General features: G+C 51.4%; 22 protein-coding genes. 14 read left to right on the forward strand and 8 right to left on the reverse strand.

Annotated features, from left to right (window positions below; all coding sequences use genetic code 11):
* Positions 1–45: 45 nt before the first annotated feature.
* Both rpoH and A3OW_RS0120920 read left to right on the forward strand, forming a co-directional pair.
* On the forward strand, positions 46–903 hold the full coding sequence (gene rpoH / locus A3OW_RS0120915; protein ID WP_026223790.1) for an RNA polymerase sigma factor RpoH: 858 nt from the start codon (positions 46–48) through the stop codon (positions 901–903).
* A 382-nt stretch (positions 904–1,285) separates the two neighbouring features.
* Positions 1,286–2,656 carry an urease accessory protein UreH domain-containing protein gene (locus A3OW_RS0120920; protein ID WP_020565410.1) on the forward strand — a complete coding sequence of 457 codons (1,371 nt, stop codon included), beginning with the start codon at positions 1,286–1,288 and terminating at the stop codon, positions 2,654–2,656.
* Positions 2,657–2,814: 158 nt separating this feature from the next.
* Here A3OW_RS0120920 and A3OW_RS0120925 read toward each other — a convergent pair whose 3' ends face one another.
* The 3 genes from A3OW_RS0120925 to A3OW_RS0120935 form a co-directional block, all read right to left on the reverse strand.
* Positions 2,815–3,174: a hypothetical protein gene (locus A3OW_RS0120925; RefSeq protein ID WP_026223791.1), complete on the reverse strand. Its 360-nt coding sequence runs from the start codon at positions 3,172–3,174 to the stop codon at positions 2,815–2,817.
* Between the two features lie 160 nt (positions 3,175–3,334).
* Positions 3,335–3,871 carry a cob(I)yrinic acid a,c-diamide adenosyltransferase gene (gene cobO / locus A3OW_RS0120930; RefSeq protein ID WP_026223792.1) on the reverse strand — a complete coding sequence of 179 codons (537 nt, stop codon included), beginning with the start codon at positions 3,869–3,871 and terminating at the stop codon, positions 3,335–3,337.
* Between the two features lie 98 nt (positions 3,872–3,969).
* The gene (locus A3OW_RS0120935) at positions 3,970–4,872 is read right to left on the reverse strand and encodes a carbohydrate kinase family protein (protein ID WP_020565413.1); all 903 of its coding nucleotides are present in this window, start codon (positions 4,870–4,872) and stop codon (positions 3,970–3,972) included.
* 250 nt (positions 4,873–5,122) lie between these two features.
* Here A3OW_RS0120935 and dhaL point away from each other — a divergent pair, with 250 nt between their 5' ends.
* Positions 5,123–5,770, forward strand: a complete 648-nt coding sequence (gene dhaL / locus A3OW_RS0120940; RefSeq protein ID WP_020565414.1) for a dihydroxyacetone kinase subunit DhaL — start codon at positions 5,123–5,125, stop codon at positions 5,768–5,770.
* On the opposite strand, the gene dhaK is transcribed toward dhaL, so the two are convergent.
* Positions 5,753–6,742 (reverse strand): dihydroxyacetone kinase subunit DhaK, encoded by a 990-nt coding sequence (dhaK, locus tag A3OW_RS0120945; RefSeq protein WP_020565415.1) that lies wholly within the window; start codon positions 6,740–6,742, stop codon positions 5,753–5,755. The two genes, dhaL and dhaK, sit on opposite strands and share 18 nt — an antisense overlap.
* Before the next feature lie 117 nt (positions 6,743–6,859).
* Entirely contained in the window at positions 6,860–7,681 is an 822-nt protein-coding gene (locus A3OW_RS0120950) for an HAD-IIA family hydrolase (protein WP_026223793.1), read from the reverse strand.
* 711 nt (positions 7,682–8,392) lie between these two features.
* On the opposite strand from A3OW_RS0120950, the gene hxlA reads away from it, so the two are divergent.
* The 7 genes from hxlA to fbaA all read left to right on the forward strand — a co-directional run bounded on the left by hxlA (position 8,393) and on the right by fbaA (position 16,380).
* Positions 8,393–9,034 (forward strand): 3-hexulose-6-phosphate synthase, encoded by a 642-nt coding sequence (gene hxlA / locus A3OW_RS0120955; protein ID WP_026223794.1) that lies wholly within the window; start codon positions 8,393–8,395, stop codon positions 9,032–9,034.
* Positions 9,035–9,036: 2 nt separating this feature from the next.
* Complete coding sequence (hxlB, locus tag A3OW_RS0120960) at positions 9,037–9,570, forward strand: 6-phospho-3-hexuloisomerase (RefSeq protein ID WP_020565418.1); 534 nt, start codon at positions 9,037–9,039, stop codon at positions 9,568–9,570.
* Positions 9,571–9,692: 122 nt separating this feature from the next.
* Complete coding sequence (gene tkt / locus A3OW_RS0120965; RefSeq protein ID WP_026223795.1) at positions 9,693–11,693, forward strand: transketolase; 2,001 nt, start codon at positions 9,693–9,695, stop codon at positions 11,691–11,693.
* Positions 11,694–11,805: 112 nt separating this feature from the next.
* Positions 11,806–12,462 carry a hypothetical protein gene (locus tag A3OW_RS28370; protein WP_198291347.1) on the forward strand — a complete coding sequence of 219 codons (657 nt, stop codon included), beginning with the start codon at positions 11,806–11,808 and terminating at the stop codon, positions 12,460–12,462.
* A gap of 3 nt (positions 12,463–12,465) precedes the next feature.
* Entirely contained in the window at positions 12,466–13,788 is a 1,323-nt protein-coding gene (locus A3OW_RS0120975) for a hypothetical protein (RefSeq protein WP_020565421.1), read from the forward strand.
* A gap of 371 nt (positions 13,789–14,159) precedes the next feature.
* Complete coding sequence (locus tag A3OW_RS0120980) at positions 14,160–15,167, forward strand: transaldolase (RefSeq protein ID WP_020565422.1); 1,008 nt, start codon at positions 14,160–14,162, stop codon at positions 15,165–15,167.
* Between the two features lie 133 nt (positions 15,168–15,300).
* Entirely contained in the window at positions 15,301–16,380 is a 1,080-nt protein-coding gene (fbaA, locus tag A3OW_RS0120985) for a class II fructose-bisphosphate aldolase (protein WP_020565423.1), read from the forward strand.
* 108 nt (positions 16,381–16,488) lie between these two features.
* Here the strand turns inward: fbaA and A3OW_RS0120990 are convergent, their stop codons facing one another.
* On the reverse strand, positions 16,489–17,085 hold the full coding sequence (locus A3OW_RS0120990) for a hypothetical protein (RefSeq protein ID WP_026223796.1): 597 nt from the start codon (positions 17,083–17,085) through the stop codon (positions 16,489–16,491).
* 288 nt (positions 17,086–17,373) lie between these two features.
* Between A3OW_RS0120990 and A3OW_RS0120995 the strand changes: the two genes are divergently transcribed.
* Entirely contained in the window at positions 17,374–18,387 is a 1,014-nt protein-coding gene (locus A3OW_RS0120995; protein ID WP_020565425.1) for an NAD-dependent epimerase, read from the forward strand.
* Entirely contained in the window at positions 18,384–18,539 is a 156-nt protein-coding gene (locus A3OW_RS28040) for a hypothetical protein (RefSeq protein WP_020565426.1), read from the forward strand. Before A3OW_RS0120995 ends, A3OW_RS28040 begins: the two co-directional genes overlap by 4 nt.
* Before the next feature lie 160 nt (positions 18,540–18,699).
* Here A3OW_RS28040 and A3OW_RS0121005 read toward each other — a convergent pair whose 3' ends face one another.
* The gene (locus A3OW_RS0121005; protein WP_020565427.1) at positions 18,700–19,215 is read right to left on the reverse strand and encodes a hypothetical protein; all 516 of its coding nucleotides are present in this window, start codon (positions 19,213–19,215) and stop codon (positions 18,700–18,702) included.
* A 448-nt stretch (positions 19,216–19,663) separates the two neighbouring features.
* On the opposite strand from A3OW_RS0121005, the gene A3OW_RS0121010 reads away from it, so the two are divergent.
* Positions 19,664–20,269 carry a peroxiredoxin gene (locus tag A3OW_RS0121010; RefSeq protein ID WP_026223797.1) on the forward strand — a complete coding sequence of 202 codons (606 nt, stop codon included), beginning with the start codon at positions 19,664–19,666 and terminating at the stop codon, positions 20,267–20,269.
* 72 nt (positions 20,270–20,341) lie between these two features.
* On the opposite strand, the gene A3OW_RS0121015 is transcribed toward A3OW_RS0121010, so the two are convergent.
* Entirely contained in the window at positions 20,342–20,629 is a 288-nt protein-coding gene (locus A3OW_RS0121015) for a hypothetical protein (protein WP_020565429.1), read from the reverse strand.
* A 236-nt stretch (positions 20,630–20,865) separates the two neighbouring features.
* Between A3OW_RS0121015 and A3OW_RS0121020 the strand changes: the two genes are divergently transcribed.
* Positions 20,866–23,019: an AsmA family protein gene (locus A3OW_RS0121020; protein ID WP_026223798.1), complete on the forward strand. Its 2,154-nt coding sequence runs from the start codon at positions 20,866–20,868 to the stop codon at positions 23,017–23,019.
* Positions 23,020–23,076: the final 57 nt, after the last annotated feature.

The following is a 23,076-nucleotide window of genomic DNA, read 5'->3' on the forward strand; positions in this document are numbered from 1 at the left end:
ATCGAGTGCTAGAATTAATCCGGTTCATTTTATAGAGGTTCATCTATGAGCAATGCATTAGCCTTACCTGTTAATTTGTCGACGGGAACCTTCGAGTCTTATTTAACTGCCGTCAGGCAAATGCCTCGGTTGACGTCCGAAGAAGAGCGGGAGCTGGCCTTGCGGTTCAGGGATCACGGCGATCTGGAAGCGGCCCGGCAGTTGGTGCTGAGCAACTTGCGCTTTGTCGTGCATGTTGCGCGAGGCTATAGCGGCTACGGCTTGCCCATGCCCGACATCATTCAGGAAGGCAATATCGGCTTGATGAAGGCGGTCAAGCGTTTCGATCCCGACGTCGGTGTCCGGTTGGTATCGTTTGCAGTGCACTGGATCAAGGCCGAAATTCACGAGTATGTGATCAAAAACTGGGGCATCGTGAAAGTGGCCACGACCAAGGCCCAACGGAAACTGTTTTTTAATCTACGTAAATTCAAGCAAGACGTCGGCTGGCTGTCCGCCGACGAGGCGAAAGCCATTGCGAAAGATCTTGACGTCGAACTCAGCACGGTCTACGAAATGGAACAGCGCCTGGGCAACCGCGACGTGTCCTTCGATTTGCCGGTCGATGAGTCCGAAGAGGAAAGCGCGGTGGCGCCTAATCATTATCTTCAGCAGCATGGCGCCGATCCGGCCGAATTACTGGAAAATGCCGATTGGTCCGGGCACGAGCAGGACTTGCTCACGGAAGCCCTGTCCGAACTGGACGAACGGAGCCTGGACATTCTTTCCAGCCGCTGGCTGGCCGACAAGAAGGCGACTTTGCATGAACTGGCGGAGCGCTACAACGTATCGGCAGAAAGAATCCGGCAACTGGAACAAAACGCAATGAAAAAACTGCGTTCGGCGGTCGTTCTGGAAGCCTAGTTTCTCCCTCTTTTTCAAAGAAAACCCGAGGCTTCGTCTTCTCTGAGGCCAGACCTCCTGTCCCCCCTGAATCGACCGGTTGAATGCGTCCTTCTCCTGCCGCGTGATGACGTTTGCGCCGGGTTGGGCGGTATCATCCCGGCAAACTTCCGCCATCTTGCCTGACTGCCGGCGTTTTCGCGATAATGCTCTTCCCGTAAAGGCATAAGTTTAAAGATTGGAACTCCCTGTAGACCGAACGTTTTTCTTGTCGCTGCTCGAAGCAGACTACCCGGTGGGCGCCGTCATCGAGACTCTGCTTGCCCGGTGCCGGCACGCGACGAGCAATGAACCGAATTGAAAAATAATCGTCTATTAAAGAATTTATATGTATTAATATTGAATGACCAGAATCAAACAGTACCGGCTCTCCGTCTCCGGCATGCAATGCACTGACTGCGAGAACAACATTGAAACGGCCGTGGCCGGTCTGCCCGGAGTGGCGCGGGCAAAAGCCGATTTCGCGGCAGGCAGTCTTGTTCTGGATGTCAATACGGAAGTGACTTCGCTAAAAACGGTATGCGCGGCCGTCAAGGCCACCGGTTACGACTGCATTCAGGCCGCCGCCTCCAAAAAAAGCGCAAGCTCTCTAAAACGCACCGTTCTGATATTGACGGCCCTGGCCGGCATTATCCTGTTATTGCAGTTAAACCGGTGGATTCGGCTCGATGTTTCCTTCACCGACTTGAATGAACAGGCCGGCTTCGGCGTCATTTTTCTGATCGGCGTTCTTTCCAGTTTTCATTGCATCGGCATGTGCGGCGGCTTTGTGCTGAGCTATGCCGCAGACGGCGCCCGGACAGGCGGGCCTTCTTATTCAAGCCATCTTGCCTACGGCTTCGGCAAAACCGTTTCTTACGCGGCCTTCGGCGCTCTGTTCGGTTTTCTCGGCGGTGCGGTCAATATTACCACCGACATGCAAAGCGTTGCGATGGCGCTGGCGGGGGTATTTTTAATCGTCTATGGATTGAGTTTGCTCGACACGTTTTCGGGCCTGAGGCGTTTTCACATCCGATTGCCCAGGTTTTTGATTTACCGTCTCAATGAAAAACGCAGAAAGACCTCCAATCCTCTGATGATCGGCTTGTTGAACGGTCTTATGATCGCCTGCGGACCCTTGCAGGCCATGTACATCATGGCGGCCGGAATAGGCAGTCCGGCCTACGGAGCGGCATTGTTGGCGGTTTTTGCCTTGGGCACCTTGCCGATCATGTTCGCCTTCGGTTTGCTGTCTTCTCTGATGACCGCAAACGCCACCCGGAGTCTGCTAAAAATATCCGGGATGGTGATCATGCTGATGGGGAGCGTCATGCTGAACAGAAGCCTGTTGCTTTCCGGCACGGGCTACGACGCGAATTCCCTGCTGGCAAAAATTTCGGAGAAATCGGCGGTATTGATAAGCGCAATCGGCGGAAATGCACTTGAAAGCCCGTTTCATCTTCAGGAAGGGTATCAGGTCATCTATACCGAAGTGGAAAGTTACCGGTATGTTCCGGACCGTTATACGTTGAAAAGAAATATTCCCGTCAAATGGATACTCAACGTCAAGGAGTTGTCTCTCTGCAATCAACAGATTGTCGTTCCCGATTTGAAGAGAACGATCGATTTGAAACCGGGTTTGCAAATCGTGGAGTTCCTGCCCAGGGAAAACGGCACCATCGGCTGGAGCTGTGCGATGGGAATGATTTCCGGAAGCTTTATTGTGAAGGATTAAGCTCCGGCTTGCGTTCCCATCCGGAAGGGACGGCCAGTGGCGCTCGGAATCAATCGTCTTGAAAACCGGCCTCCGGGCGGAGGAGATTTTTTTATCGGTATTCAGGCTTATTACTGGCTGGAGCGCTTTCCCGAAGACTCCAGCCAGTGGCAATTGCGTTATATTTTTTTCTTGATGATGACCTTGTCGTCAATGATCAATTCGGAGATGCCGCCCAACGTGCCGTAGACGGTACAGGAGGCTTTTTTGAAGCCTTTTTCGCCGACCCATTTCAGCGTGATGTAGGTTTCCTTGTCGCTTACCGTTTCCGAAGGGAAATACACTTCTTCGCCAGTTTGTTTCAGGATGGCTTCAGGGCATTTCTGATTGGCCATGGACTGGATCGTTACGTAATTTCTGATCATCGAAGCGGCTTCTTTTTGTTCGGGCGATTCTTCCTGTTTGCTCAGGCCGACCACTATAAAGCCGATAGCAAAGGCGCCCAGAACCGCCCACAACATTTTGCTAGTTTCAGACATTATCTCTCCTCGTATTGATTGTAATTGGAATCGATGCTACCGGCACGGCGGTAAACTCCCTTACAGATTCTATGCGAATTGCCGGCTAACGGCAATGGAAGATGTTAAAGCCCGTGTTCGGGAGACGGCAACGAAAAGGAATCAACGGTCGTTGCCGGCGTTAAAACTCAATGCCTTGCTCGGCCTTGATTCCTTGTTCGTAGGCGTGTTTGCGCTGAGTCATTTCGGTGACCGTGTCGGCGATCTCGATGACCTCGGCGGGAGCGTTGCGTCCGGTCAGGATCAGGTGCAGCCAGGCGGGCTTGTGGTTTTTTATGAAATCGGCGATTTCCCGGCCGGAGATCCACTGATAGCCGCAGCAATAATTGATCTCGTCGAGAACGACCACGTCGTAGGCTTCGGAAAGAATTTTTTGCTTGCTGAATTCCCAGATTTCCCGGCTGGTTTTAACGTCCTGTTCGGGATTTTTCGTGTCCCAGGTAAAGCCGTCGCCCAGGGCATGCCATTCGATATTGTCGAAATGCTGCGCGGCTTTTTGTTCCCCTGTCTGCCATTGTCCTTTGATGAATTGAATGACGCAGACTTTCATGCCCCAGCCGGCCGCGCGAAAAACCATGCCGAACGCGCTGGAAGACTTGCCTTTGCCTTCGCCGGTATTGACTACCACCAATCCTCTTCGTCTGTTTCTTGTTTTCACGGTTTTCCTTGGAAATGAGCCCCGGCTGGTTATAAAGAAAAGATGTCGCGGCAGCGGAGCGGAAGAATATTATAACAGCAACCGAGGCTCGCTCCGGTCTAATCGGCCCCTTCGTTGAGCAGGGCGGCGTGTTCTTCTTTTGACGGCAGTCCGGGACGCGCGCCCATCTTTGTGCAGCACAGCGCGCCTGCGGCGCTGGCGTAGCGCAGGGTAGCGATCCAGTCTCGGCCCGTTGCGACGGCCGCGGCAAACGCGCCGTGAAAGGCATCGCCCGCGCCGGTCGAATCGATGCTGGTTACGGCAAATGCGGGCAGGGCGCCTGTCTTGCCGTCTTTTTTCCAGACCAGGCCCCTTTCGCTTAACGTGACGACTACGGCCGGGGCCGCTTCAGACAGGCGATGCAAGGCCTGATCGAGCGTTTCCGCTACCTGAAGAGCGAATTTTTCCGAACAGACCAGGTAGTCGACCAGTCCCATAAGCGCTTCGGTCCCTTCATGCAGAGAACCGGCATCCAGCACGGTCGGTATATGTCGAGTTCGAAGCTCGCGGCAGTAAGCCACCGATATCCGGGGCTCGTGGCCATCCAGCAGGACCGCCCCGGGAGCGATCCCGGAAAAGTTCAGGGCATTCGCCGCCAGGGGCCGGGTTTCGCTTTTATAGTTGATCAGGGCTCTTTTGCCGTCCGGCTTGACCAATACCGCGGACAGCGGAGTGGGCGCTTCGCCCCGGACGATGAAGCGGGTGTCGACTCCCTGTTCGATCAGTTCCTGCCGATGCCGTTCTCCGTAAAGATCATGACCCAAATAACCGGCGAAAGCGGCCTTGAAACCCAGTTTGGCGACAGTGACCGCGGCATTGGCGGCAGGTCCGCCGCCGCAGCCCAGAAAGCCTTGAGCGAAAATCTTTTCATCTTCGGCCGGATGATGCGGCACCGAAAAGACGAGGTCGTAGGACGCATGGCCTATGCAAAGGACATCGATATCGTTAGAGAAAACAGTCATGGCATCGGGAGAGGTTAGCGGTAAAATTCGGTCAAATTATAACGGCCGGCAACATCCGTCGAACCGTTCCGCTGCCTGGCCCGGCCGGAATTAACTCGGGGAAATCGCCCGGTTTTAGATTATCACTCGTCAGGCGCGGCTGGCAAGCGAACGGCGGGAGAAGCGCCGCCCATAGGGCAACGGGTGCTGGACAGCAGAAAGGCAGCGAGTTATTCTTGAACTCCGCATCATCGTTAGGAGGACATTCACCATGCAGATCGAGCCTGTTTTATTGCCGGATTTCATCCGGGCCATCAACGAAACGATAGACAAAAATGCCGACGAAGTAACCGCACTCGATCAGGAGATCGGAGACGGCGATCACGTGTTCAACTTGAAGCGCGGCCTGCATGCCCTGAGCGAGCAAAGTACGGAGCTCGCCGGCCTCGATTGGGCGGCCGCCTTGCAGAAGATCGGCATGATCCTGATGTCGACGATCGGAGGCGCGTCAGGCTCGTTGTACGGCACGCTGTTCGTCACGATGAGCAAAACGGCCAAGGGGAAGCCGATGGCTTTGAAAACCTTTGCCGATGCTTTCTCTCAGGGCGTGGAATCGGTCAAATCAAGAGGCCGGGCCGGCGCCGGAGAGAAAACCATGCTGGACGTGCTGATTCCCGTCGCTGAAAAATTGCAGGCTTCGGCGGAGGCGGACGTTCCGCTGCCGGACTTGCTGGAAAGCCTGGCGCAGACCGCCGTTCAGGGAATGGAGTCGACCCGGGACATGGTGGCGACCAAAGGGCGCGCGTCTTTCCTCGGAGAAAGAACCAAAGGCCATATCGACGCCGGGGCCAGAACCGCGCAATTGATGATTTGTTCGATTATAGATGTGCTGTCCCAGCGGTCAGCATCCCCATCTTAAAGCCGCCGTATGGACCGGCGCATCCCAGAGCCGGATCAGTTCTTCGTCCATCAGGCTGAGGGTAAGCGAACAGCCCGCCATGTCCAGCGAGGTAGTGTAGTTTCCGACCAGGGAACGGGCGATGTTGATGCCTTTTTTCTCCCAGAATTGATGCGCCAGACCGTAGATCAGATGAAGTTCGAGCAACGGCGTGGCACCGGACCCATTGATATGCAGCAAGGCGGCTTGTCCGGATTTGGGTTGCAGTTCTTCGTCGATGGCGGAGGCCAGTCTGTCGACGATTTCGGTAGCGGAAAGCAGGTTCATCGTTTCGCGTCCGCGCTCTCCGTGAATGCCGACGCCCATTTCCATTTCGTCGTCCTTCAATTCGAAGGTCGGTTTGCCCAGGGCCGGCACCGTGCAACTGCTCAAGGCGACGCCCATCGAGGCGGTGCTTTGCGCGATCCGCTCGCCCAAGGCCTTGCAGGCCGCCAGATCCTTCCCGGACTCGGCCGCGGCGCCGACGATTTTTTCCACGATCAAGGTGCCGGCCACGCCGCGGCGTCCGATGCTGTGCGTTTTGGGCAAAGCGACGTCGTCGCTGACCAGGACGGTTTCATGCGGACACTCCAGCATTTCCGCGGCGATTTCGAAGTTCATCACGTCGCCGGCGTAATTTTTGACGATAAACAGGACGCCGCCGCCGTTTTCGACTTCCTGTGCCGCAGCCAGCATCTGATCGGGCGTGGGCGAGGTAAAGATCTGGCCGGGGCAGGCCGCATCCAGCATGCCCATCCCGACAAATCCGGTATGCAGGGGCTCGTGTCCCGAACCGCCGCCGGAAATCAGCGCGACTTTACCGGATCGGGCAGGATTCAACCGGCTGACGAAATGGGGTTGCCGGTTCAATTTGACGATATCGGCATGGGCCTTGGCGAAGCCGGCGAGACTGTCGTCCAGCAGCGTGTCGATGGTATTGATGAATTTTTTCATGGCCACAGTTCCTGATAAACGGAGGAGGGTTCGATAACCCGCACTATATGACGGAACGATCCTTTGTTTCAACCTCCATAGTCAATATAGATATTGGTTCGGCTAAGGTGGCCGCTGTCAGCGCCGCAATGCTTCGGTAATGGCACGAATGTCCGGCATGATCCAGGTCGGTTGGTAATCGGCTTTTTGCGCGTCTTCCAGCGTGGAAATTCCCGACAGCACCATGAGACTGCGTATGCCGGCGTGCACGGCTCCCAGAATGTCGGTCTCCAGCCGGTCGCCGATCGCCACTGTTTCGTCCGGGCTGGAGCCCAATAGATTCATGGCCTGCCGGTACATGATCGGTTCGGGTTTGCCGATGACCGTGGGCGACACTCCGCTCGCCGTTTCCAGCGCGGCCAGGATGGCGCCGTTACCGAGAACCACGCCGCGTTCGGTCGGCAATGTCGTATCGCCGTTGGTGCCGATAAATCTGGCGCCGGCCCGCAGGTTTAACGTGGCCGTCGCCAGTTTGTCCCAGGTTAACGTCTTGTCCTTGCCGCAGACGACCACATCGGCGCCACGTGAGGTCTTGCCGTCGCCGACTTCATACAATCCGGTCAGGATAAAGCCGTGTTCGAGCAATGGCTGCGTCAAGCCGGCCTCGCCGACGACAAACACTCGAGTTTTGGCCGGTTCGGTGTGTTCGGCCAGATACCGCGCCGTAGCCATCGCCGAAGTCAGGATTTCATCCCGGTCCACCGTTACGCCCATGCCGGCGAGTTTTAATACGTACTGCTCTTGAGTCAGGCTGGCGTTATTGGTTGCGAGCAAGAAACGGATCCCGGCATTCCGCAATGTCTGAAAGAAATCGGCCAGGCCGGGCAACGGGCGATCTCCATGCCATAAAACCCCATCCATATCGATGATGAGGGCACGAATATTAGTAAAAGCTTCCATAGGGCTCTATTAGAAAAAGATTTAAAAGGATGACGTTGAGGGAAAGGGTTGGTTAAGCCGAAATGATTCTCCCGTGCTTGTTTGCGAATTCGAAAGTTCGATATTCGTTGAAATATCTGTTTATCGCAAGATCCTTTCGGCTAGATTGTGTTATCGAATGGGTCGGGCAGAATGCCGCTTACTATTATATATTATCGAAGCGGACTTGGCCGGCTTCGGAATGGCGCCGCGGCTTCAAACGCAAGGTTGTCCCTGATTGACGAAGCCGTTTTGATGAGAAAGCGGACAGATAAAAAACAATCTCAGCGTTATTTTTCGGATTTTTCCGGAATTACAATCAAGAGGAGAGAATTGGTAACCGTTCTGTGCCGTTCATAAAAGGCCGGTTTTGTGCTACCCTTCGGATGTCCGTCATAAGCGAAAACGGAGGGATTTTTTTACCATGGATCGAGTAAACAACATCCGCAAGCGAATTTCCAAAACCTGCATTTACGCCCGATATGGACGGATTCATCCTTTCCAGTAGCTCCAAATAATCAAATAACTCATTGATAAATATTATTTATGGGGATGGTTCAAAATCCTTGCGCTCAGGCCGTCTTACGCCCGATAATCATCGGACATTGACATTTTTCCCCTTTCTCTTTACAGTTACATCCGCTTAAAAGAGGTATTAACTCATTCCTATAACAACTCATTGGAGCTTACATCATGGCAAGACCATTAATACAAATGGCGTTAGATTCATTAGATTTCAATCAAACCATTGCGCTGGCTGAAAAAGTGGCACCCAGCGTTGATATCTTTGAAATCGGAACACCTTGTATCAAACACAACGGCATCAATCTGGTTAAAGAATTGAGAGCAAGATTCCCGGACAAATTGTTGCTCGTCGACCTCAAAACAATGGACGCCGGCGAATACGAAGCAACTCCATTCTATGCGGCAGGTGCGGATATCTGCACTGTGTTGGGCGTATCCGGTCTTGCAACTTGCAAAGGCGTTATCAAAGCGGCCAACGCGCACGGAGCAGAAGCTCAAATCGACCTGATCAACGTTGAAGACAAAATCGCATGCGCACGTGCTTGCGCGGAAGCAGGCGCTCACATCATGGGCGTACATACCGGTCTTGATGCACAAGCTGCCGGCCATACGCCATTCGGCGATTTGAACGATATCGCAAGATTGGGTCTGAACGTCAGAATTTCCGTTGCCGGCGGTATCAAACAATCCACGGTACAAGACGTCGTCAGAGCCGGTGCGAACATTATCGTGGTAGGCGCTGCAATCTACGGTGCTCCATCTCCTTCCGATGCGGCCCGTGAAATCCGCGAATTAGTCGACGCTGTATAAATATGCATCAGCAGCTTATCATTGAAAAGATTTCAAGCATTCTTGGGGCTACCGATCCTGGCTATGATCAAAAACTGACCCAAATGCTCGATAAAGCGAAGCGTATTTTTGTTTCGGGAGCAGGAAGATCAAAGTTGGTTGGCAATTTCTTTGCCATGAGACTGGTGCATGCGGGATACGATGTCAGTGTGGTCGGCGAAATAGTTACGCCGAGCATTAAAAACGGCGATTTGCTTATTATTATTTCAGGCTCCGGCGAGACTGAACAATTGATAGCATTTACCAAGAGCGCCAAAAAAGTAGGCGCGGACATTGTATTGATCTCTTCAAAAAGCAGCTCGACCATCGGTGATATGGCGGACGCGGTTTTCCAGATCGGCAAGGCCGAACAATACGGAAAAGTAGTCGGTATGCCAATGGGAACGGTTTTCGAGCTTTCCACATTATTCTTTTTAGAAGCGACGATCTCACACGTGATACACGAAAAAGGGATTCCTGAAGAAGAAATGAGATCACGGCACGCTAACTTAGAGTAATGCCATCATGAACGAGTGGCCATGACCACTCGTTCTTACTAATTCACAGTTAAGCATCGGAACAAGCGGTTTGATGCTTAGGCAGATACACCTCAACATCACAGAATACAAAGGAGAAGAACATGGCATCGCGCCGAGAATTAGCAAACGCCATTCGCGCTTTGAGCATGGACGCAGTGCAAAAAGCAAATTCAGGCCATCCAGGGGCTCCCATGGGGATGGCGGATATTGCCGAAGTTTTGTGGAACGATTATATGCGCCATAATCCTTCCAATCCTCAATGGTCTAACCGGGACCGCTTTGTGCTCTCGAACGGCCACGGTTCCATGCTGATTTACTCATTACTGCATTTGACAGGCTATGATTTGCCGATCGATGAGTTAAAACAGTTCCGTCAGCTTCATTCGAAAACTCCGGGGCATCCCGAATACGGTTACGCGCCGGGAGTGGAAACCACCACAGGACCTTTGGGCCAAGGCATTACCAATGCGGTCGGTATGGCGATCGCCGAAAAGGCACTGGCAGCACAATTCAACCGCGACGGACACACCATCGTTGATCATAAAACCTATGTTTTCCTGGGCGATGGCTGTTTGATGGAAGGGATCTCTCACGAAGCCTGTTCTTTGGCCGGCACCCTGGGTTTGGGCAATCTGATTGCATTTTGGGATGACAACGGAATCTCGATCGACGGCCACGTGGAAGGATGGTTTACCGATAACACGCCGAAACGCTTCGAAGCTTATGGCTGGCATGTCATTCCGGACGTGGACGGCCATGATGCCGGCGCGGTCGGCAAAGCCATCGAGATGGCGCATGCCATGACCGACAAACCGACATTGATCTGCTGCAAGACCACGATCGGTTTCGGTTCGCCGAACAAAGCCGGCAGCCACGCCTGCCATGGCGCGCCGTTGGGCGAAGCGGAAATTAACCTGACCAAAGCAGCCATAGGCTGGGATCACGGTCCTTTCGAAGTGCCCGCCGATGTTTATGCCGGCTGGGATGCCAAAGCGAAAGGGGGCGCTGCCGAGAATGAATGGAATCAACGCTTTGCCGCTTATAAATCGGCTCATCCGGAACTGGCGGCCGAATTCGAGCGCCGCATGGCCGGCGATCTGCCATCCAACTGGACGGCCGATGCCGACAAATTTGTTGCTTCGGTCAACGAAGCGGCCAAAACGACGGCGACCCGTCTTTCTTCACTGGCCTCCATTGAAGGCTATGCCAAGCTGCTGCCTGAAATTTTCGGCGGTTCGGCGGACCTGGGATGCTCCAATATGACCGAGTGGTCTGGCTACAAGCCCATGCGCGCCAATAAACCGGATGCGAACTATGTCAATTACGGCGTGCGCGAGTTCGGCATGTCCGCCATCATGAACGGCATTGCGTTGCATGGCGGCCTGATTCCGTTCGGCGCCACGTTTTTGATGTTCTCCGAGTATGCGCGTAATGCCGTGCGGATGGCCTCGTTGATGAAGATCCGCTCGATCTTCGTTTATACCCACGATTCCATCGGCCTCGGCGAAGACGGTCCGACCCATCAGCCGATCGAACAAACCGCCACGTTGCGCATGATTCCGAACATGCAGGTATGGCGCCCTTGCGACGCGGTGGAAACGGCAGTGTGCTGGCGCGCTGCGATTGAACGCAAGGATGGTCCATCGGTACTGGTATTCTCTCGTCAAAATCTGCCGCACATTCCCCGCGCTGCCGATCAAATTCAGGCGATCAGCCGCGGCGGCTACATTTTGAGCGACAGCGACGGTCAGCCCGACGCCATCATTATTGCGACAGGCTCCGAAGTCGAATTGGCCTTGAAAGCAGCCGACGAAATAAGAGCAAAAGGCAAGAAAATCCGTGTGGTATCGATGATTTCCACCAATGTTTTCGATGCTCAGGATGCCGAATACCGCGAATCGGTACTGCCTTCCGCAGTGACCAAACGAGTAGCGGTTGAGGCTGGCGTCAGCGACGGCTGGTGGAAATATGTCGGCAGCCAGGGCGGTATTGTCGGGCTTGATCGATTCGGTGAATCGGCACCGGCAGGATTGCTTTTTAAAGAGTTCGGCTTCACCGTTGAAAATGTTGTAAAGAACGTGGAAGCAGTGCTACAAAAATAAAAAGATTAAGGATAAAATTCCTTTATCAGGTAGAAGATCCTTGCGTTTTTGGGTAACTATTCATGAGCGCAAGGAACTCTAATCGACATCCACGAGAAATTAGGTGAGTAACGTGAAAATAATTAATATAACAACCGGTACCTTTGCCGTTTTCCTATTGGCTAGTTCCATGGCAAGCGCAGATACCAACTATCCTGCATCGGACTTTCAGCCGAAAGTGGTTTATCAAGATCCCGATTACAAGCCTGCCCAATCGACTGCAGCCGCATCGTCTGCAACCGATTCGCAATACCCGGCGGCTAATTTTCAGCCGAAAGTTTTATATAACGATCCGACCTATCAACATGCTCAGTCTTCTTCAGCAAGTGCCGGCAGCATGCAGAAGAGTGTAAGCGAGTCGGGCGGCGCTGCTTCGGGCGCTGCCGAAAAGAAGGAAGAATCCAGCTCCAATTATCTTATTGGATTGATTGTTCTCGCCTTGGTCGGCGTGGTTCTGTTCAGAAAAAAATCGTCCCCGGAAACGCGGGAGTCCAGAGCCGCTTACAGCTCTTCCGGAGCGGGCGGGGGCATGACCGGTGTTGCCAAATACCTTAACCGAATCTCCGGCACGGGAGTGAGCCGTTATCTGGAGAAGCAGCAAAAGTCTTCGCCGACTGCTTCAGCGGCAACCGGTGTGGCGAAATACATGGCGAAGCAGGCTGAGAGCACAAAAACCACCGCAACGGAAGCTAAAACCGGAGTTGAAAAGTATATGCGTAACCGGGGGTGATGAATGGATCAGACCCGATTGATCGGTTTCATCGACGGCCTATTTCCCTTCGCCAAACGCTCCCAGACACAAGAAACTCATTCTGAATCCCTGGCTTTATCCGGAGTCTCTTCAGCCGGCTCCGGAGGAGCCGGTCAGCTCTCTCTCGGCTCCCGCTCGACTGGCGTTACTCAATATTTGAATCGGCTTCCAATCGAATCCGGCGTCAGCAAGTATCTTAAAAAACAAGAAAACAAGCCGGCAACGGGAGTTGCAAAATATCTCTTGAAAAAGGCGGTTGCCGGAAAGGATGAGGTGAAGGTAACCCGCGTTGCCAAATATCTGTCGAAAATCGAGGGCGAAAAGCCGCAAGCCAGCAGTGTAGCCAAGTATGTGGCCCAGCAACTTATCATGGCAAAACAGAGGCCGGCAGCTACCAGTGTCGCAAAATATCTGCAAAAACTGGAAATGGCGGAAAGATCGTTCGTCAAACTGAGTGGTGTTGCAAAATATCAGGCTGAACAGGACCGATTGGCGAAAAAAGCGGCAGCTCAAATTCTGATTGCAAAATACCAAAAAGAAGAAGCCGAGATGGCAAAAGAAAAAGAAGCGGCGCAAGCGGCAATCAAAAGCGATTTTGAATCTCAAGAGGTGCCGATGGATCCAGCCGATACCGGCGTGGGAAGGTATCTGCAAATGCAGGAGCAAGTCTGGAAGAGTCGCCTTCCTGCCAGCGGAGTAGCCAGATATCTGGCCCGGCAGATAGTATTGGCAAGCCAAAAGCCTCCTGTCAGCGGAGTGCAGAAATATTTGTCGAAACAAAAAGCAAGCGCTCCGGTAAAACCAAGTTTAAGCGGCGTCGCCAAATATCTGGAGACTCAGGAACAGAAAGCCAAGGAAAAACCGGCGCTCAGCAGTGTTTCAAAATATATCACGAACCAGTCGCTTTTAGCGAAAAACGGCCCCGCAGTGAGCGGTGTTGCCAAATACGTGAAAAAACAATCGCTGACGGTCCAAGCTAAAGCCTCAACAAGCGCTCCGTCTGCCGGTGACGAGACCGGCGTAGCCAAGTATCTAAAGGAATTGCTCACGACCGATGTGACTGAAGATCAAAGTTCTTTAGTCGAAAAAACCATCGAGGGCGAGTTCATTCCGGCGAGTGAAGCCGCAGAGCAGGCAGGTCAGGTAAAGGATATTGAAGAACCGGTAAAGAAATCTTCGGTCAAAAAAACGAAGAAAACGGGTGTTTCAAAATATCTGGATGAACAAAACGCCTTTCGGAAAAAACAGAAGACGGCCAAACAAACGGGAGTTGAAAAATATCTAATGGATATTGCGTCGTCATAGTGTTAAAGTTTAACGACTTTTCACTCTAATATACCATAACTAGGGTGATGAAGCCTGTAATCGAATGATGAATAGCGGGTAATTCAATGAGCTGCAAATCCGTATGGAATTTCACCCGATTTCTTGGATCCGCCGGCTTTTAGAGTGAATGCGGTGCGATTTTTTAAATTAGGCAGTCATTGCCATGAATGAATCATTACCGTCCTTGTCAAGAGATATTCAGTTTAGCACTGACGGAGTGGGGATGGTTCCTCGTTAGAGGATTTTATTGTGTGGCGGCCCATTTTATTCGATCATTCACTATTACAACAGTATATGGTAACATCCCACAGTTAGTTGTTTTTTTATAATAAATTTAAAGGTACTAAATTATGGCTAAGAATTTACTCGAACAACTCCGGGAAATGACCGTTGTTGTGGCTGATACCGGAGATATCCAGGCAATTGAAACGTTCAAACCACGGGATGCGACGACCAATCCTTCCTTGATTACCGCAGCAGCGCAAATGCCCCAGTATCAAGGAATTGTCGACGACACCTTGAAAGGTGCGAGAGATACGCTGGGCAGAGCGGCAGCGCCGGCTTTGGTGGCAAATCTTGCATTCGACCGTCTGGCCGTCTCTTTTGGCTTGAAAATTTTGGAAATCATCCCCGGCCGTGTATCGACCGAAGTCGATGCGCGTCTTTCCTACGATACGGAAGCCACCATTGCAAAAGGCCGTGAAATCATCGCTCAATACGAAGCCGCCGGCATTTCGAAAGAGCGCGTCTTGATCAAAATCGCTTCCACTTGGGAAGGCATTCAGGCAGCGGCCGTGCTTGAGAAGGAAGGCATCCACTGCAACCTGACCTTGTTGTTCGGCTTGCATCAGGCCATCGCCTGCGCCGAAAACGGCATTACTTTGATTTCGCCATTCGTGGGACGTATCCTGGATTGGTACAAGAAAGATACCGGCCGCGACTCTTATGCTCCGGCTGAAGATCCGGGCGTCGTATCGGTAACGTCCGTTTACAACTATTACAAAAAATTTGGTTACAAAACCGAAGTTATGGGAGCCAGCTTCCGCAACATCGGAGAAATTACCGAACTGGCCGGCTGCGACTTGCTGACCATTGCGCCTTCCTTGCTGGCGGAACTTCAGTCAACCGAAGGCGAACTGCCGCGCAAGCTGGATCCAGTCAAAGCCGCGTCCGCTCAAATCGAAAAAATCAAGATGGACCGTGCTACTTTCGACCGCATGCATGAAGAAAACCGCATGGCGACCGATAAGTTGTCGGAAGGCATCGTAGGCTTTGAAAAAGCGTTGGTTTCGTTGGAAGAAGTTCTTGCCAAACGCCTGGCCGTTTTGGAAAACCGTCCTGAAACAGCGGAAGCCTAAGAATTATAATTCGGCCTTCTTGACGTTGATCCGATCGATCGGCGTCGGAAGGCTTTTATAATTTCGATCTCGGTTCCTCTCTGGCGTGAGCTTTTTATCAAGCTCTCTAACTATTAATGATCAGAATCCCGATATGTCAAAAAAAATTTTAGATGCAGTTAAGCCGGGCGTCGTAACCGGCGAAGACGTACAGAAGATTTTCGCTATTTGCAAGGAAAATAAATTTGCCTTGCCGGCGGTCAACGTCATCAATACAGACTCGATCAACGCTGTTTTGGAGGCCGCGGCCAAGGTCAAGTCGGCAGTCATCATTCAGTTTTCCAATGGTGGCGCTCAGTTCGTTGCCGGCAAAGGCTTGAAGCTGGAAGGACAAAAAACTGCGATTCTGGGCGCGATTTCCGGTGCACAGCATGTGCACATGATGGCGGAACATTATGGCGTGCCCGTTATAGTTCATACCGATCACGCAGCAAAGAAATTGTTGCCGTGGATAGACGGACTGCTGGAAGCCGGCGAAAAAAGATTTGCCGAAACCGGCAAGCCTTTGTTCAGCTCGCATATGCTGGATCTTTCGGAAGAAAGTCTGAAAGAAAACATTGAAATTTGCGGAGAATATCTGAGGCGCATGTCGAAAATGGATATGACCCTGGAAATTGAACTGGGTGTCACCGGCGGCGAAGAAGACGGCGTCGACAATACCGGTCTGGATCATTCGATGCTGTATACCCAGCCGGAAGATGTTGCGTACGCTTACGAGCATTTGAGCAAGATCAGCCATCGTTTTACCATCGCAGCCTCATTCGGAAACGTGCACGGCGTTTACAAACCCGGCAACGTTAAATTAACTCCGAAGATTCTGGATAATTCGCAAAAATACGTTTCCGAAAAATTCGGCGTGGCGCACAATAGCCTGAATTTCGTATTCCACGGTGGCTCGGGATCCACTCCTGAAGAAATCGCCGAGTCGATCAGCTACGGCGTCGTCAAAATGAACATCGATACCGATACCCAATGGGCCACCTGGGCTGCGGTGATGGATTATTACAAGAAGAACGAAGCTTATCTGCAAGGCCAAATCGGCAACCCCGAAGGCGACGACAAGCCCAATAAGAAATACTACGATCCTCGCGTCTGGCAACGCGCGGGAGAAGTAGGGATGGTGACTCGATTGGAACAGGCCTTCCAGGAATTGAACGCGGTCAATTCGCTGTAAACCCTTTTTCTCAAGTCGATATTACAAAAGGCTTACATGAACGTGTAAGCCTTTTGTCGTTTTATTGGAGGAGCGATTATCCTCTCCGCCTTCTAAGATTCAATACCTTCAGCTCTCGGGATTAATGCTGCTCATATCGCAGCCTCTCTGATAAAACACAAAGGAAGGAGAAAAAGGCGCGACGTCAATCGTCAAGGTCGTCTCTTTTTGAAACGCTTTTACCTCGGGAGTGGCGGCAATTCGGAAATTCCTGACCAACTGCGTGGCCAGTTTTTGCTGAGCCTCGTCTTCCCCTAACGAAAATGGATCTTCTTCAAGATTGGTTGCTTCGATGGCTTCCTGCAGCACACGGGTTGAAAAAGCCTGAATCTTGTCTTCGAAGTCCTTGAATATCGCGGGAGTTTTCTCTCGTTTGATGCGTTCGATGTCTTTTACATCGGCATAAACCAGAAACTCTCCTTTGACGCCTTGAAAATTGTTTTTACAGATTCCTCCGTCCATTATTCTTACCAGACTCAAAGATTTGTTGTCTTTGACTATCTTAGCAGGAGGATAAACTCCCGCTCTCGGCGAGGAGTCTTCCGGAGAAGATTCCGCTTCCGTGGATTGGGGTTCGCTAACGGAAGACCGCTGTACCTGCTGCGTGGAGCAGGCGGTCAGTAATAGACAAATTATGCCGGTAATGAGTTTTGCCCTGCACTTCATACCATGATTCTCTTGTGGGTAACGAGTTAGTCAAGTAGCTGTTTATGAATATATTATAATCGTTAAGAAAATGAGTAATCTATTTTTTTAAAGAAAAAACAACCGTGGTTTTTCTGCCATTAATTTGGCTGGATCGATATTTGGAAAGATGATAAAGAAAGAAAATAGTCCGGGTAGCGCAAAAATTAGAAATAAAGATAAGTATTTAGTTCAATTCTTGTGACAGAGCATGGGCAAATTATACTTTTCAAGTAATAAACCGATGTTCGGAAATTATGGGAGAGCTTGATGAAAATATTGGTCACCGGCGCGGCCGGTTTTATAGGCTGCCAGCTTGGCCTCAAGTTGTTGGAGCGGGGAGACGAGGTTGTCGGTATAGACAACCTGAACGACTATTACGACGTGAATTTGAAACTGGCCAGGCTGAATCGTCTTCGGCAACATGAGCGATTTAAATTTATCCGGATGGACATTGCCGACAGGTCGTCCATCGAGCAGTTTTTTGTTCAGGAGCAGTTCCAACGGGTGATCCATCTGGCGGCTCAAGCCGGAGTCCGATATTCTTTGATCAATCCGCACGCTTACATGGAATCCAATATCGTCGGTTTCATCAACATACTGGAAGGATGCAGGCATAATAAGGTTGAACATTTGGTTTACGCGTCATCCAGTTCCGTTTATGGGGCCAATACCAAAATGCCGTTCTCGGTTCACGATAATGTGGATCATCCGGTATCGCTGTATGCGGCCAGTAAAAAAGCCAATGAACTGATGGCTCACAGCTACAGTCATCTTTACAAACTGCCGACCACGGGATTGCGTTTTTTTACGGTTTACGGACCCTGGGGACGGCCGGACATGTCCTTGTTCCAGTTTACCCGGAATATTCTCGCCGGAAAACCCATCGACGTGTTTAATTACGGCAATCACCGGCGGGACTTTACTTATATCGACGACATCGTGGAAGGAATCATCCGGGTCGTCGGCAAACCGGCAGAAGGAAATTCAAACTGGTCGGGCGATTACCCCGATCCGGGCACCAGCAGGGCTCCTTATCGAGTCTATAACATAGGCTGCCACCGTCCCGTTCATTTGCTAACTTTTATTGAAACTCTGGAGCAATGCCTGGGTAAAAAAGCCATAAAAAATATGCTTCCGTTACAGGATGGGGACGTTCCCGATACCTATGCGGATGTCGGTGATCTGGTGGAAGATCTGGATTACGCTCCGGCGACCTTGCTGGAGGAAGGGATTCGGAATTTCGTGCTATGGTACAAGGATTATTACCGGATAGCCCCATGAGTGCCTGCAACAGAAAAATATCGGTTATCGGCCGATATGTCGGCCTTCCGGTCGCGGCCGTGTCGGGACAATGGACCGGGGTCGTGAGGGATGTAAAAGCGCGGCTGGTCAGGAAACTGTGTCCCGACGACATCAACTTGCGGCGGCTGTGACGGTAACCTGCAAGTAACGAAACCGGAAAAACAACGCCCTGATGCGCCTGTCGGACGCAGTGCCTCTGCCTCACGTTGACGAGGCCGGCAACAGTCTAACGGGCGCTTTGCGGCAAAGACCGGTCAATCGGCGGGAAAACCGTATTGGCGAGTCAAGCCATCAGATGGATACGGCGTTCAGATTTTTATCTTCGTATAACCGCTTCTTTTTCCAGCCGGCAAACTTGCTTTCATCAAAAGTCAAATCATTGTCTATCGAAAATTCATAGCAACTTCTGAACAGGCGGGCCGTCCGGAATGCGTGCAATTCATCGTCGGCGGTGATTTTTTCAATGTTTCCGACCTGGAAAGTCTTGTTTTTCGATTTCTTGTTGCTGACCCAAAAAACCGTATAGCACAAGTAGCTTTTGTCTTTCCGGTGATCGTATTTGATAGTTTTGGATACGCCGGTGACCCCGGTCGTCGTTTTATTTTTCGGCGGCTTGAGAAAACGGGTTTTGCTGCCTTTTAAAACGACCAGCATCTGATCCCGCCACGCAATGGCGGCCTGCAGGGATTTATTTTTATTGCCCCACAATTTATGCGAAAAATATCGGCTGCTTTCTTTACCGCGCCTGACGATACGGACTTGATATCCAAAAACGTCCGGTTCTGTGATATGTTTGTTTTTTGCCATGGAGTGTCCACCCTACAATAACGTAGAAAACTTGAAATAACTGCAAGGTTGTGTTGCTTAAGACCATCAAGTCTCAAGGAAATTACATTGAAATCATAATTTGTAATCCTATGATTACAAATTATGACCAAAGTATGTAAAAAGGCAAGAAAAAATTTACTAGAGTCGAAAGAAATGGCCGTTAGTTATATCGTTAGTCTAAAAAGTTCTTATTTAAAGGCACTTACGGCATTCGAAGGACGCGGGCGGAAATTGAACATAAGAAATTTTGTCAGTAAAAGCTGGCATCTTTTGCGGCTTTCTCAGCTTCCGGGACAGGTGATTTCTGCCCATGGGAAATAAAGACAAGAAACAATTCCTACTGAATTAGTGTAAAATGCGGTTAGTCCACTCTGACGGTGGTCAGTTAATCGTATAAAAACTTAAGTTAATAATTCGGAGAAAATCGATGAGCGTACTAGTTGGCAAACAAGCCCCTGATTTTACAGTTCCTGCTGTGTTGGGCGATGGACAAATTGTGGATTCCTTCACTTTCTCGCAAGCCACAAACGGAAAATATGCCGTATTGTTTTTCTATCCGCTGGATTTCACTTTCGTTTGTCCAAGCGAGTTGATTGCTCTGGATCATCGCATCGATGATTTCAAGAGCCGGAACGTGGAAGTCATCGCCGTATCGATCGATTCCCATTTCACCCATAATGCCTGGCGTAATACGCCGGTCAACAAAGGCGGTATCGGTCCGGTGCGTTATACGATGGCGGCGGACATGGGGCATACCATTTGCCGGGATTACGACGTGGAAGCGGAAGAGCCAAAGGTGGCTTATCGAGGTACTTTTTTGATTGACCGCAACGGCATCGTTCGTCATCAGGTGGTTAACGATCTGCCTTTGGGCCGGAATATGGATGAATTGCTGCGTATGGTCGATGCTCTGCAATTCCATGAAGAGCACGGCGAAGTATGCCCTGCTGGCTGGAACAAAGGCGATGCCGGAATGAATGCAAGCCCTGCCGGAGTGGCCGAATATCTGGGCAAGAATGCGGAAAAGCTGTAAGGTCGATTAAAGCCGATAAGGCGCATGGTTTTACCTCTCTGCGCCTTATCCTTTTTATCCTTGATACACAGCCTAACTTTTTCCGCCGGCGGCGTCCGCAATCAATTTTCTTCTGATAAAAAAGCAGGCGGCGGTGGCGATGGCGACCGGTAATTGATAGACAAGAAACGCCATCATAAAATTGCCCTGGATCATTCCGACCAGACTCTTTACGAGGGTCAGATAAACCAGCCCCCAGGCAAGCCAGTAACCGATAAAGCCCAGCAGAGCCCACTTTAAAGGAGGCTCGCCCTTATTCTTCGCCGTTATATAAAACCAGACCAGGACAGCGACTCCTGCAAGTCTACCGATTAATAACATTTGTTATACCCCTTTGTATTTAGACAATTATTTTATTTACTCCCCGCTCCGGTTAGAATTAAACCGGCCGGCAAACCTCGGGTCGAGTATCATATTCGATTATCAGGCAACAATACATAGTTATTCCTGCAAAGGTGGACAGAATCTTCGGATTTCCGGGGCTTTGGGCGGGTCACAGGATTTTCTTAAGCAATTCAACCACCGCTCCAATCTATTTTGTCAGTGACGTATTCAGCATGGCGTTTGTCGAAAAACCATTAAAAATCCTGGCGGCATTGGCGATCGGGCTGCTTTTGTCGGGGCTGACGGCCGCAGCCGTTTTATCGTTCTTCATCGATCCCAACGCCTATAAACCTCAAATCATCGCGCTGGTCAAAGAAAAAACAGGACGCGAGCTGCAGTTGCCGGGGGAAATCGATTGGTCGGTCTTTCCCAGGCTGGGGATCAGCACCGGCCGAATCGTTCTGAACAATACTCGGGACTTTCCCGATCGGCCCTTTGCTACCGTTGAAAAAAGCGAAATTATAGTCAAATGGTTGCCTCTTCTTAGAAGACAAGTTCAGGTGAGCCGGATCGCTTTGCAAGGGCTTCATCTGAACCTGATAAAAAACAATCAGGGCCTCGTCAATTGGGCCGATTTAATGGCCCTGAATCAGGCCGAAGCGGGAAAAAACGTGGACCTTGACGAGGCTCGGCAAGCGCCGGAAAAGAACGCCGACGCCCGAACCGATTTTGCCGTCAATGACGTCCGTCTGACGCAGGCTTCGCTCGACTGGGACAACCGGCAAAGCGGCAAGCGCATTGAGGTGAGGGACCTTGAGTTGAAAGCCGAAAATGTGGCATTCGAGCAGCCGTCGATAATCAACGCTTCTTTCCGGATGACCAGGGCGGGCGCTCAACCGCTGCATTCGTTTCGGATCGCCTCCGAACTAACAGTAAACCGGTATTTTGATTCATTTAATTTAACGGGTTTCGAGCTGAACTATTTGCGGGAAGACAAGACGGCCACGGCCCGCTCGTTGGCCGCGAGCCTTAAGGCCGCCGACATGACCTACGATAGGGTAGGCCAATCGATGAAAATGACGGGAGTCATGCTGGATTCCGGCGAACTTCACGTCGGCGCCGAACTGAGCGGTGAAACGATGATCGACCACCCTGCCGTCCGGGGATCGGTAGCGATTCCCCGTTTCAATCTGGCCGAATACTTGCTGCAGGCGGGTCTTGCCTTGCCGGCCATGCAGAATGCCAAGGCATTGACCGCGGTAGAGCTCCAGCTCAATTTGCTGGCGACTGCGGAGGGAATAACGCTCGAAAAAATCGCAGGCCGGGTGGACGACACCCAGGTGAAAGGCTTCGCGAGCTTCCGGAATTTTGCCCGGCCTGAAACCGATTTTGATCTGCAACTGGACACGCTCGATGCGGATCGTTACCTGCCGCCTCAATTGAAAAAAGAGAAGCCGATGACCACGCCGGGCATCGCGCTGGCGGCCGCTTTGTCCAAATTGCCGGCCGAAACCCTGAAAGAATTGGATATCGACGGTAATTTGTCGCTGAGTCAACTGAAAATCAATGATTTAACGCTTCAGGACGTCCGCCTTCGGATAACCGGAAAACAGGGTGAAATAACGTCGACGCAAGCGATCGGGCGGTTTTATCAGGGTGCCTACGACGGCAGCCTCAGCCTGTCGCTGCATGATGACGATGGCGCGCCGCTCTTGTCGCTTCATGAAAACATGGACCGTGTCCGGATCGAGCCTTTGTTGAAGGATTTGAAAGGCAAGTCCTCCATGACCGGCATCATGAAACTTTCGAGCCAACTGCAAGGGCAGGGGCGTACGGCAAAAGAACTCAAATCCAGCCTGAACGGGAAAATGGATTTTCAATTCCGGGATGCCGCCGTCAAGGGATTCAACCTGCAAAAGATCATCGACGATGTCAAGGCATTGAATAAAGAATCGGCCGTGCTCGCGCCCGGCGGGAACGAGCAGACCGTGTTTTCGGAGATCAGCGGTACGGCAAAGCTCAGCCAGGGCTTGATACAAAACGATGACCTGGTGGCCGACTCTTCGCGATTCCGGATGGACGGCAAGGGGAGCGCCAATCTGAACACCGACGGGCTGGATTATCAACTCGTAACCCGGCTGAAAAAAAACCGGGCGGCTCCGGCCGATGCCGAGCAGTTTCACAGCACCCCCGTGGTCATCCACATCGGAGGCACCTTCGGCAAGCCCGTCTATAGCCTCGACGTTTCGGCCCTGTTGACCGAAAAAAACAAGGCGAAGCTCGAAAAACTGCTGGACAAAAACAAGGAAAAAGTAGACAAGTTATTGGATAAACTCGATAAAAAACTGGGGCCCGGCGCCGGCGATTTACTAAAGAAAATTTTCTGACATTGACCAAAACACATAGATTGCTTCCCTCCCTGTAACCGGGTCGTCGAAAGTCAT

The sequence above is a fragment of the Methylosarcina fibrata AML-C10 genome (assembly GCF_000372865.1).
Classification (GTDB): domain Bacteria; phylum Pseudomonadota; class Gammaproteobacteria; order Methylococcales; family Methylomonadaceae; genus Methylosarcina; species Methylosarcina fibrata.